General features: G+C 60.4%; 11 protein-coding genes and 1 pseudogene. 5 read left to right on the top strand and 7 right to left on the bottom strand.

Going from position 1 to position 11,808, the window contains the following annotated elements:
- The 3 genes from cyoA to hmpA all read right to left on the bottom strand — a co-directional run bounded on the left by cyoA (position 1) and on the right by hmpA (position 3,720).
- The gene (cyoA, locus tag AC27VU_RS26690; RefSeq protein ID WP_003227985.1) at positions 1 to 942 is read right to left on the bottom strand and encodes a ubiquinol oxidase subunit II; all 942 of its coding nucleotides are present in this window, start codon (positions 940 to 942) and stop codon (positions 1 to 3) included.
- An 825-nt stretch (positions 943 to 1,767) separates the two neighbouring features.
- Entirely contained in the window at positions 1,768 to 2,277 is a 510-nt protein-coding gene (locus AC27VU_RS26685; protein ID WP_003227988.1) for a disulfide bond formation protein B, read from the bottom strand.
- A 261-nt stretch (positions 2,278 to 2,538) separates the two neighbouring features.
- A complete protein-coding gene (gene hmpA / locus AC27VU_RS26680) occupies positions 2,539 to 3,720 on the bottom strand; it encodes an NO-inducible flavohemoprotein (RefSeq protein ID WP_103484048.1) in 1,182 nt (393 codons plus the stop codon).
- Positions 3,721 to 3,882: 162 nt separating this feature from the next.
- Between hmpA and norR the strand changes: the two genes are divergently transcribed.
- From norR to AC27VU_RS26655, 5 genes are all read left to right on the top strand, one after another.
- Complete coding sequence (norR, locus tag AC27VU_RS26675) at positions 3,883 to 5,436, top strand: nitric oxide reductase transcriptional regulator NorR (RefSeq protein WP_488725248.1); 1,554 nt, start codon at positions 3,883 to 3,885, stop codon at positions 5,434 to 5,436.
- Between the two features lie 273 nt (positions 5,437 to 5,709).
- The gene (locus AC27VU_RS26670) at positions 5,710 to 6,612 is read left to right on the top strand and encodes a chemotaxis protein CheV (RefSeq protein WP_003227992.1); all 903 of its coding nucleotides are present in this window, start codon (positions 5,710 to 5,712) and stop codon (positions 6,610 to 6,612) included.
- A gap of 27 nt (positions 6,613 to 6,639) precedes the next feature.
- Positions 6,640 to 7,098, top strand: a complete 459-nt coding sequence (locus AC27VU_RS26665; RefSeq protein WP_488725247.1) for a GNAT family N-acetyltransferase — start codon at positions 6,640 to 6,642, stop codon at positions 7,096 to 7,098.
- Positions 7,099 to 7,244: 146 nt separating this feature from the next.
- The gene (locus tag AC27VU_RS26660) at positions 7,245 to 7,568 is read left to right on the top strand and encodes a hypothetical protein (RefSeq protein WP_103484045.1); all 324 of its coding nucleotides are present in this window, start codon (positions 7,245 to 7,247) and stop codon (positions 7,566 to 7,568) included.
- Positions 7,569 to 7,654: 86 nt separating this feature from the next.
- Positions 7,655 to 8,404: a YkgJ family cysteine cluster protein gene (locus AC27VU_RS26655; RefSeq protein ID WP_488725246.1), complete on the top strand. Its 750-nt coding sequence runs from the start codon at positions 7,655 to 7,657 to the stop codon at positions 8,402 to 8,404.
- Between the two features lie 140 nt (positions 8,405 to 8,544).
- Here the strand turns inward: AC27VU_RS26655 and AC27VU_RS26650 are convergent, their stop codons facing one another.
- The 4 genes and pseudogenes from AC27VU_RS26650 to AC27VU_RS26635 form a co-directional block, all read right to left on the bottom strand.
- A complete protein-coding gene (locus tag AC27VU_RS26650) occupies positions 8,545 to 9,648 on the bottom strand; it encodes a methyl-accepting chemotaxis protein (RefSeq protein WP_488725261.1) in 1,104 nt (367 codons plus the stop codon).
- A 201-nt stretch (positions 9,649 to 9,849) separates the two neighbouring features.
- Positions 9,850 to 10,131: pseudogene (locus tag AC27VU_RS26645) on the bottom strand (PAS domain-containing protein); the annotation flags it as partial.
- A 150-nt stretch (positions 10,132 to 10,281) separates the two neighbouring features.
- Positions 10,282 to 10,521 (bottom strand): hypothetical protein, encoded by a 240-nt coding sequence (locus tag AC27VU_RS26640; RefSeq protein WP_003228000.1) that lies wholly within the window; start codon positions 10,519 to 10,521, stop codon positions 10,282 to 10,284.
- Between the two features lie 111 nt (positions 10,522 to 10,632).
- On the bottom strand, positions 10,633 to 10,938 hold the full coding sequence (locus tag AC27VU_RS26635) for a type 1 fimbrial protein (protein WP_262143263.1): 306 nt from the start codon (positions 10,936 to 10,938) through the stop codon (positions 10,633 to 10,635).
- Positions 10,939 to 11,808 lie beyond the last annotated feature (870 nt).

The following is an 11,808-nucleotide window of genomic DNA, read 5'->3' as shown; positions in this document are numbered from 1 at the left end:
TTACTCCTCTGCCCCGGCAGCTGAATGCGAATTCGAGTCCATATCCGTTGCCGCCACTTCTTTCTCTTTCTTCTCGTGCTTCAGCGGCTTGCCCGGTTTCATGCCTTCGTACTTGTCGACGATGATCTGAAACAGGTTCGGCGTGACCGAGGAGTAGAGCTCGACTGGATTGTTCTGGCTTGGCTTGGCAAGGGCTGCGTATTCAGCTTGTTCAAGCTGTTTAGGTGCCTTTTTGACTTCACTTACCCAGGCGTCGAAATCTTCCTGAGAAGTTGCGATCGCTTTGAATTTCATACCGGTGAAACCAGCACCGCTGTAGTTGGCGGAGATACCGTCCATTTCAGCGTTGCGGTCAGCGATCAGGTGCAGCTTGGTCTGCATGCCCGCCATCGCATAGATCTGGCCGCCCAGACCCGGGATGAAGAACGAGTTCATCACGGCGTCGGAGGTGATCTTGAAGTTGATTGGCGTGTGCGCCGGGAACACGATCTTGTTGACCGTGGCAATGCCTTGTTCCGGGTAGATGAACAGCCACTTCCAGTCCAGCGCAACGACTTCGATGGTCACCGGCTTGACGTCGGATTCAATCGGACGGTACGGGTCCAGTTTGTGGGTCGAAATGTAGGTGATGTAACCCAGGGCGATGATGATCAGAACCGGGATGGTCCAGACGGCCACCTCGATTTTGGTCGAGTGCGACCATTTCGGGGTGTAGACGGCGTCCTTGTTGGAAGCGCGATACTTCCAGGCAAACAGGAAGGTCATGACGATAACCGGCACAACGACCAACAGCATCAGCAGCGTGGCGGTGATGATCAGGTTGCGCTGTTCCAGGCCGACCTGGCCCGTTGGATTGAGCAGGGTCATGTTGCAGCCTCCCAGCAACAACGTGCCGAGCAGCGGCACTAGGCCTAGTAATCTGGGGTACCTGTTTTTACTCATCTCACGACCTCTAAAGCAGCTTGCGCAATGCAGTTGGGTTTTGATCGCCAACACTTCACCCTGCCAAGGGTTGGCATTTTCTTTGGATTGAATAAGGGCCGCCCGTCGCGCGTCAGACGCTCGACAAAACCTTGGGACAGCGGTCAGTTCTTATTCGAATTCGTGGTCAAAGGCCTTGTTACAGACCAATTCCATTTGGTGCGGAAAGTTGGAAGGCACCGACACCTGGGTGTCTCAAAAGCCTTTCGGCCTGCTCGACACCCGACTTCCTGCTCGGTTCCTTATAAAGGCCGAGCAGTGCCGGGAATTCAATGCGGGCGATTGTAGATAGGTAGCGCCCTATACACCATGTCTTATCCCGAAATAATTTTTATCGCTCAGAGCAACAATCCATCACCGTTTTTGCAAAAGTTCCGCATGTTATCGAAATCAATTCTCAACAAAAACACCAAAAAATGTAGGCCTATACACCTCAGTTCAGACAGCTCCGAAGGCTTTTTCCCGGCATCGAATCGGCGCAAAGCCCGATATTCAAAGGCCTCTGGCCATCTGCCAGAGCTTGTTAAAACTGCCTGATCTGGCACATCCGTGCAAAACCAGAAAAATGCCGAAACAGACCAATCCTTTTTTGTAACATTACGCCAATCCGGGTCGCCGAAACGCCCTGCGACAGGGCGCGTGTGACAACATGTCGCACACCTGCCGCACTCTCTGTTGCCGTTCGTCACGGTGATTTCACAAACACTCTGAAATGCAAAACGCCTCGAGCGGCTGATCCGCAAATCGAGGCGTTTTCTGTATCGGCCAATCAGCCGAAGAGTTGACTCAGCGCAGTGCTTTTCGGTTGCGCGAGGTCAGCAGCGGCACCAGGATCACCACCAGCACGAACGCCACCAGCGCCCATTGCGCCAGCGACAGACCGAGGATCGGCGGGTACGGTGTCGAACAGAAACCGTCGACCTGGAAGCCCAGCGGAAAAATCTTCGCCAACGGCAGGTCGTCGACAATCGGCTGCAATACATCGATGCCGCAGCTCACCGCCGGATAGAACTGGGTGTACACATGATGCCCGGCGACACCGGCCCCGGCGATCGCGCAGATCACCACCAGCACTTCGAACACCGTGATGCTGCGTCGGGTGCGCATGGCCGCGCCGATAAAGGCGAACAGCGCAATCAGCAGCAAGGCATAGCGCTGCAGGATGCACAGCGGGCATGGCGCCTCGCCCAGCACGATCTGCATATAAAGAGCGCCACCGATCAGCGCCAGACAGATGACCCCCAACAGCACCAGAAAGCGCCGCTCACGTCCCAGTCGAATCGTTTCCTCGCTCATCGCGTTTCCCTTTCAAATCCATGGTTCAGCCGTTGAACGGCTGATGGTTGCCCGCAAGTCTACACGCGGGACATTACGCCGCGCAGTAGCGGGGGAATAAACGATAAGGCGGTTAAGGAATGATTAACCTTTAAACCGAATTTGATAATAGAGACCGCGTAACGGCCTTCGCGAGCAGGCTCGCTCCCACATTGGATCTGCGTCGAACACAAATCCTGTGGGAGCGAGCCTGCTCGCGAATCAAGGCAACCGCGTTTCAGATCATTCCAGGGCCGCCGCCGGCCCGAAGAACTCATAGCGGCTCTGCTGCTCCGGTACACCCAAGGCTTTCAGATGCCGTTTGATCGCCCCCATGAAGCCTTTCGGCCCAAGAAAGTAAGCATCGACATCGCGCTGCTGCGGCAACCATTCACCCAACTGCTCGGCGCTCAGCATCCCGAGCTTGTCCGCTGCCGGACTTACGCCGTCATCTTCGGCGTAGCAATAGAAGCGTTTGAGCTGTGGATGACGCGCCGCCAGACCGTCGACCCAGTCGCGGAACGCATGCACGCTGCCATTGCGCGCGCAGTGGATAAAATGCACCGGGCGTTCGGTTTGCAGCGCTGCTTCAAGCATCGCCAAAGTCGGAGTGATGCCGACACCGCCACTGATCAGCACCAACGGCTTGTCACTGGCCGTCAGGGTGAACTCGCCCGATGGCGGGAACAGCGCAATGCTTGCGCCGACGTGCAGTTGATCGTGCAAGTAGTTGGACGCACGACCACCCGGCTCGCGTTTGACGCTGATGCGGTACTGGCCCTTGTTCGCCAGCGCCGACAGCGAGTAGTTGCGGCGAATTTCTTCGCCATCGAGGATCAACTTCATGCCGATGTACTGGCCCGGCTGTGCAGCAAGGATCGGACCTTTGTCCGCCGGTTCGAAGTAGAACGAGATGATCTCCGCGCTCTCCTCGACCTTGTCCACCACGATGAACTCCCGCGCCCCGCGCCAGCCGCCGACCGCTTGTTCTTTCTGGTCGTAGATCGCCGTCTCCGCGCCGATCAGAATCTCGGCCAGTTGCCCGTACGCCGCGCCCCATGCGCTCATGACCTCAGGCGTGGCGATCTCGTCGCCGAGCACTTCGGAGATGGCGCGCAGCAGGCAGGTGCCAACAATCGGGTAGTGCTCCGGGAGGATTTGCAGGGCGACGTGCTTGTTGATGATCTTCGCCACCAGATCGCCCAACTGGTCGAGCTGATCGATGTGCCGCGCATACATCAACACGCCGTTGGCCAGAGCACGCGGCTGGTCGCCACTGGCCTGGTGCGCCTGGTTGAACAGTGGACGTACCTCAGGGTATTCGGCGAGCATCATGCGGTAGAAGTGGGTGATCAGCGCTTCACCGCCGCTTTCCAGCAGGGGCACGGTGGATTTGACGATGGCACGATCCTGGACGCTAAGCATAAGAGTGACTCCTGAGCTTTTTGAGAATTACCTTAGGCTTATCAGTTTTCGTGCCAGATTATTTATCGTTATAAATCAATAGCTTATTTTTTGAGTAGTCATTTAGACTCAAAGCGCCTTATAGTCATAGCGACTACATAGAGTCTCTTTGACTACAAGACCATGACCGCCAAATCCTTGCTCACCGCTCTATTGCCGCTGGTCTCCGACCTGTCCCGCGAACTGCCCGAAGGCGAGCGCTACCGGCGCCTGCTCGAAGCCATGCGCACCCTGCTGCCGTGCGATGCCGCCGCGCTGTTGCGTCTGGACGGCGAATGGCTGGTGCCGCTGGCGGTGGATGGTTTGAGTACCGACACACTCGGCCGGCGCTTCAAGGTCAGCGAACACCCACGTTTTGCCATCCTGCTGGAAGGCGCCGGGCCGACCCGGTTCGCCGCCGACAGCGACTTGCCCGATCCGTACGATGGCCTGGTCGATGGTCTGGGCGATCACCTCGAAGTCCATGACTGTCTCGGTTGCCCGCTGTTCGTCGAGGAAAAACTCTGGGGCCTGATTACCCTTGATGCGCTCGACCCGGAGCGTTTCGAGCCGATCGAACTCGACGCTTTGCAAGCCTTCGCCAGCCTCGCTTCGGCCACGGTCAACGCCGCCGAACGCATCGAACGCCTGGCGCTGCGTGCCGAGGACGAGCACCAGCGCGCCGAGGTCTACCGTCAGGCCAGCGGCCAGCAGCCGCGCGAAATGATCGGCCAGAGCAAGGCGCACAAACGCCTGGTGGAGGAGATCAATCTGGTCGGCGGCAGCGACCTGACCGTGCTGATCACCGGCGAAACCGGGGTCGGCAAGGAACTGGTGGCGCAGGCGATCCACGCCGCCTCCCCGCGCGCCGACAAACCGATCATCAGCCTCAACTGCGCCGCCCTGCCCGACACCCTGGTCGAGAGCGAACTGTTCGGCCATGTGCGCGGTGCCTTTACCGGCGCCACCAGCGACCGCCGCGGCAAGTTCGAACTGGCTAATGGCGGCACGCTGTTTCTCGATGAAGTCGGCGAACTGTCGCTGACCGTGCAGGCCAAATTGCTGCGTGTGCTGCAAAGCGGCCAGTTGCAGCGGCTTGGCTCGGACAAGGAACATCAGGTCGATGTGCGCCTGATCGCCGCGACCAACCGCGATCTGGCTGAAGAAGTGCGCAGCGGCCGCTACCGCGCCGACTTCTATCACCGCCTGAGCGTGTACCCGCTGCGGGTTCCGGCGCTGCGCGATCGCGGCCGCGATGTGTTGCTGCTCAGCGGCTTCTTTCTGGAACAGAACCGCTCGCGCATGGGCCTCAACAGCCTGCGCCTGAGCAGCGACGCCCAGGACGCGTTGCTCGCCTACACTTGGCCGGGCAACGTGCGCGAACTGGAACACTTGATTGGCCGCAGCGCACTGAAAGCGCTGGGCAATTGCAAGGTACGGCCGAAGATTCTCAGCCTGAGCGCGGCAGATCTGGATTTGCCGCGCGAGGTTGTGGATAACTCGGCTGAGCCGGTTGCCGAGGTGCCTGCGATGCCGTTGATCAGCGGCGATTTGCGCAGTGCCACCGAGCAATATCAGCGGCAGTTGATCAGTGCTGCGCTTGAACGTAACCAGGATAACTGGGCGAGTGCGGCGCGGGAACTGGGGCTGGACCGGGCGAATCTGGGGCGGATGGCTAAACGCCTTGGAATGAGATAGATCTCCATTGTGGCGAGGGAGCTTGCTCCCGCTCGGCTGCGCAGCAGTCGCAAAATCAGCGGACATGACCAAGCTAATACAGCGCGGTGGATGGTTATGGGAGCGCTTCGCACTCCAGCGGGAGCAAGCTCCCTCGCCACAGAGCATTCGCCGCCGTTCGGCCGAGATTGGGGATTGAGCCTAAAGCCTGCCCCCGACAAGTCGATAACCCGGCATCAATAGTTTCTGGCGATTTGCACCCTCGCCCATCACCTTTTTCCACAGAAGGTTTTTATGTCTTCCAACAAAGCCCGCGCAGATTCACTTTCGCTTCTGCTGTTTACCTTGCGCAGCGGCAAGCTGATGGCGATCAACCTGCTGAAAGTCAGTGAAATCATTCCCTGCCCGCCGCTGACCAAAATGCCGGAGTCGCATCCGCACGTCAAAGGCATCGCCACCCTGCGCGGCGCTTCGCTGTCGGTGATCGACCTCAGCCGCGCGATCGGCGAGCGACCGCTGGAAGACCCGAACGGCGGCTGCCTGATCGTCACCGACGTCAGCCGCTCCAAGCAGGGCCTGCACGTTCAGGCGGTGAGCAAAATTGTCCATTGCCTGACCACCGACATCAAGCCACCGCCATTCGGCTCCGGCGGCTCGCGCGCCTATATCACCGGCGTGACGTCGGTCGACGGCACACTGGTACAAGTGCTCGACATCGAGAAAGTCATCCACAGCATCGCCCCGGCGCAGATCGAGATGGCCCCGACCGACCTGAGCATGGAAGACGCCGAAGTCTTGGGCAATGCGCGGATTCTGGTGGTCGACGACAGTCAGGTGGCGCTGCAGCAATCGGTGCACACCCTGCGCAACCTCGGCCTGCAATGTCACACTGCGCGCAGTGCCAAGGAAGCCATCGACTGCCTGCTGGATCTGCAAGGCACCGCGCAGCAGATCAACCTGATCGTCTCCGACATCGAAATGTCCGAGATGGACGGCTACGCCTTCACCCGCACCCTGCGCGAGACGCCGGACTTCGCCCACCTCTACGTGCTGCTGCATACCTCGCTCGACAGCGCGATGAACAGCGAGAAAGCGCGCCTGGCCGGGGCCAACGCGGTGCTGACCAAGTTCTCCTCGCCGGAACTGACGCAGCGGCTGATCGAAGCGGCCAAACACGTCGCCGCCAACGGTCACTGAGTCTTGGGCCAGACGTACTGCTTTTTGATGCGGCGCGAACTTCGCCAAGACGTGCCGCCGATCCACTGGCCGGAAGGCATTGAACTGAGCACTTATCGCCCGGAACTCGCGGCGGCGGTGCATCAGCTGATGCAACTAGGCTACCGTGAGGGCGGCGGTCGTGTGCCGGCACTGGAGGAATGGCAGCTGCGCTTCGAGAGCGATGCCGAATACGACCCGGCGCTGTGTTTCATTGCCAGCGATGCCGAAGGCGTGATCGGCGTGGCGCAGTGCTGGACCAGCTCGTACATCAAGAATCTGGTGGTGCACCCGCGCGCTCAGGGCCGAGGATTGGGTCGGGCATTGCTGCTGAATGCATTCAAGGCGTTTCAGCAAAGGCGCGAAGGATTTGTCGATCTGAAGGTGCTGGAAGACAACCTGCGGGCGCAGCGTTTGTATGAAAGTGCCGGTATGATTGTGGTTCGCCGGGAATTGGTGCCGTACTGAAAGTTCGTCATCGCGAGCAGGCTCGCTCCCACAATTTGAAATGCGTTCCAATTGTGGGAGCGGGCTTGCTCGCGAAGAGGCCGGCCCAGGCAACTTCTCACCCTCAGGCACACTCAAACCTTGGCCAAACCCAAGGATGCCCAACCATGAAAGCCCTCACCCTAAGCCTGCTCTGCCTCACCGCCCTCGCCTCCCAGGCCCACGCCTCCAGCCCCGACGCCTGGGCCGCCTACGACAAAACCGTGCTGGCCAGCTGCACCAAGGCCAGCGGCCTGAAAGACGCCAAACCGGTCGGCACCCCCGCGCAATTCGATGACCGCGTCGGCTATACCGCCGTGCTGCTGCAAGGCCAATACCCGCAAAAACACATGAAAGGCCAGCAAGGCACCGAGCTGTGCCTGTACAGCAAAACGTCGAAAACCGCCTTCGTCACCGAGTGGGACTCGGTCCGTCCGACCGCGAAGCCTTGAGGGCTGGCGCACAACTTGCTTCGATCAGCCTCAGCCTGGCGACCTTACGTCGCCGTTTCACACTCTGATTGAAGATTGATCGTGCAATGAATACGACATTTTCCTGCGTTGGTTGCGGCAAATGCTGCACCGACCACCATGTGCCCCTGACCCTCGCTGAAGCCCGTATGTGGGCGGCGGATGGCGGTCAGGTGATCGTGCTGGTGGAGGCCTTTCTCGGCAACGGCCTGGGCCTGCCGGCGCAGCAGCGTGAACATGCCGAACGGCGTTCCGCGGTAGTACGCAGCGGTACCACCGAGGCCCACGTGGCCATCACCTTCGCCGCCTACAACGTCGGTCGCTGCCGGAATCTTGACGAAGACAACCTGTGCCGGATTTACGAACGCCGGCCGTTGGTGTGCAGGATTTATCCGGCAGAAATCAATCCGCACATCGCACTCAACCCTGCCGCCAAGGATTGCCCGCCCGAGTCATGGCAACAGGGGCCGCTGCTGATTGTCGGCGGGGAGCTGGTCGATCAGGAACTGCTGGAGCTGATCCAGCGTTCGCGTCAGGCCGATCGCGATGACATCCGGATCAAGGATGCGATCTGCGCCGCACTGGGGATTCGCACCACAGCACTCAAGGGCGATGGGTTTACCGCGTATTTGCCGGAGATGGGCGCGTTTGCGGCCGTGATCGATCAGGTTTGCGCACAGCCTCTGAACACAGCATCCAGTGAATGGCTGTTTCATTTGTCCGGGGATGATGTGGCCGGGCAAGTGTTGGCGACCGGAGCGCAAGTGGTGACTGAGCCGGCGCAGACGTATGCGTTTATTTCGCTGCGGGCGGCTTGATCCGGATTTTGTACTGCCTGCAGTGGCCTCTTCGGGAGCAAGCCCCCTCCCACAGGAATCTGAGTTGTACACAGAATAAATGATCACCCCATACACCTGTGGGAGGGGGCTTGCTCCCGAAGAGGCCGGGACAGGCTGCATCAATCCCGAACCTGCCGCCGCCCCCAAAACTCCCGCGCCAGCAACCGCAAATCCCCCGCCAACCCCGCCACATCCTCGGAATTGCGCTGACTCTGCCGCCCCTCATCCACCGTCAATTCCGACGCCGTGCGAATGCTGACGATGTTGCGATTAATGTCCTCGCTCACCGCACTCTGCTGCTCCACCGCCGCGGCAATCTGCAGGCTCATCTCGGTGATCTGCTCGACCCGCTCGCTGATCCCGTCCAGTGCCCGCGCCGCGCGCTGTGCCTGTTCGACGCTGTTATCCACATGCTCGCTGCTCTGCTGCATCACCCGCACCGCATCGCGCGCGCCGTTTTGCAGGGTGCTGATCATCCGCTGAATCTCGTTGGTCGATTGCTGCGTGCGTTGCGCCAGTCCGCGCACCTCATCCGCCACCACGGCAAAACCACGCCCGGCATCGCCAGCGCGCGCCGCTTCGATCGCCGCATTGAGCGCCAGCAGATTGGTCTGCTCGGCGATGCTGCGGATCACCTCCAGCACCCCGGAAATCTCGCTGCTGTGGCCTTCGAGCTGATGAATCACCTCGGTCGCCCGCCGCAATTCCTCGGCCAGACGCAACACCGCGCTGCGACTCTCGCCCACCAGCCAATGCCCCTCGCGCGTTTCCGTGCCAGCCATGTCCGCCGCCACCGAGGCCTGCTGCGCATGGCTGGCAACCTGCGCGACACTCGCGGCCATCTGATGAATCGCTGCCGCCACCTGATCGGTTTCGGCCTGCTGGGCCAGCGAACTGCTGTGGCTGCTTTGCAGATGATCAACCAGTTGCGCCGCGTGCCCGGCCAACTGCTGCGAAGCATCCCCCATGCGCCCGACCACCGCGCCGACCTGCGCTTCGAGCATCTGCAGGGCGAACTCGATCTGGCCGATTTCATCGCGGCGCCCGGTGTAAATGCTCTGGCTCAACGGATTGTCCGCGACCTGCCGCGCGCGCTCGGTCAGGCGTTCCAGCGGCCGCAAAATCCAGCGCACGCCCAACGCACAAACACCGCTGCCAACGACAAATGCCGCCCCATCGATCCACGCCAACTCCGGGCGCAACCAGGCCTCGATCCCCAACACCAGACCCAGCAACGTACTGCCCAACGCCGTGATCCTGCCGCGCAGACCGAGATGCGGCAGCCGAAGCACCGGACGCTCGTCGCGCAACTGCGCATATGCTCGCTCCGCCGCGGCTACGAGCCGCGCATCAGGCCGGGTGCGCACCGACTGATACTCCACCGCCACGCCGCTCTGCGTGACCGGCGTGACATACGCGCTGACCCAATAATGATCGCCATTCTTGCAACGATTCTTCACCAGCCCCATCCACGAGCGCCCGCTCTTGAGCGTCTGCCACATATGGGCAAACGCCTGCGCCGGCATGTCCGGGTGACGCAACAGGTTGTGTGGCGTGCCGAGCAATTCGTCGCGGCTATAACCGCTGATCCGGATGAAATCGTCGTTGGCGTAGGTGATCGCGCTGGTCAGATCGGTGGTCGAAAGAATGTTCGCATCGTGCGCCACATCGACGTTACGGCCGGTGACCGGGAGATTGATCTTCATGGAATAGCGCGCTCGTTTTATTGGAAGAGTCGGCAGGGCTGCTGACTCTAAGCGCACCAATTGGTTAAATATTGATCTGGCTCAGGATCTGAGCACTTAGCCATCACTGCGACCGAAAATCGCAGTCGATGGCTGAAGGCGGGATGAAACTCAGCGCTTGCCCATCGACCGACGGGTGCCCGGCGGCGCCATGCCCGGGGTCTTGGTGTGGCCATTCTTGGCGCCGTTCTTGTACCACGGCTGATTCGAACCCTTGGCCGCCGCCAGTTCACCCGGTTTGAACGGGAACTTGAAAGCCGCAATCTCGGGTTTGCTCTCGCTGGCGTCAGCCAGTTCAGCCGGGACATCGCTCACAGCGTCGTCAACCGGCGGTTGGGTCGGGGAAGTCATAAAAGCTCCGCAAAGCAAAAAGTCGGGCCCGAACAGTGAGCCGCGAAGGCGCGCAGTATACCTGCGCGCCCAGACTCGGCACCTGAAGATTTGCACCGCTCGCCGAACGGTTTACAGATAAGTGATGGTGACGATGCCTTTGTCGCTCGACGTCTTCAGCGCTTGATAGGTCATGGAAAACGGCAGCGACTGATGACTGCAAGCGTTGCGATAGGTATCCACATCAACTTGCAGACCCGGTTTGATTTCAACCTGCCGCGACACATCGGCGCCCAACGCCCCGGCACGCTCCACCGCACAACCGGAATCGACAATCTGCCCGGTGAAACGGATCTCGCCGGAAGTCGATTGCGGCGCGGCACAGACTGCCAATGGAAGCAAAACAAGCACACTCGCCAAAGCGGTTTTCAGATTCATTGCACGACACTCCCGAAGAGGCCCGCTCAATTTGACGGCCGGGCTGTACAACGTTTATCCGCGGGTGGGGGCGGATCTTTAGGAGCGTAGATGTTGCGAGGCACAAACGTTCCGATTTAGAGATATTGGGTGGTGGAATTGGGGGGATGGTCACGGTTTTGAATGGCGGTGGCAGGACTGTCGTCATCGCCAGCAGGCTGGCTCCTACAGTTGGAATGGGTGTGGTCAGGTGGAGAGTGGTCGGCTGTCAGGCCGCCTTCGCGAGCAAGCCCGCTCCCACAATTGGAATGGGTGTGGTCTGCTGGAAAGTGGTCGGCTGTCAGGCCGCCTTCGCGAGCAGGCTCACTCCTACAGTTGGAATGGGTGTGGTCAGGTGGAGAGGGGGCGGCTGTCAGGCCGCCTTCGCGAGCAAGCCCGCTCCCACAGTTGGAATGGGTGTGGTCAGGTGGAGAGGGGTCGGCTGTCAGGCCGCCTTCGCGAGCAAGCCCGCTCCCACAGTTGGATTGAGTGCATTCAGCAAATTGGTCGGCTCGCAGGCTGGCTCCCCAAAAGCGCTAAAGCCGAGCGCACGCTCTTCACCACTCAAATGGCCGAGTGTCAGCTCGCCGAAAGCTCTTGATCTTGCCGTGCCGGCCCCGTCGGCAGGCTGAGTGGAGGGATTGATCCGGGGGTGGGAGCGCAGCGACCGTTTGGCGCAGCCAAACACAGCGAGAGGAGGTGCAGCGAAGCAAACCGGAGGCGCTGCGCCCGGATCAATCCCGGAGCGAAGGAACCCGAGCCTAAGCGAGGGCCGAACGCTGGGGCCAAGCCTTTTGCTTACTTTTCGCTGGGCCGGCACTCCGGCGTCTGGAAAAGTGAGCCGCTGTAAGA

It is taken from the genome of Pseudomonas sp. 14P5.3.2, assembly GCF_057799175.1.
Note: the sequence above shows the minus strand (reverse complement) of the source record. Positions and strands in the feature narration are given on the sequence as shown.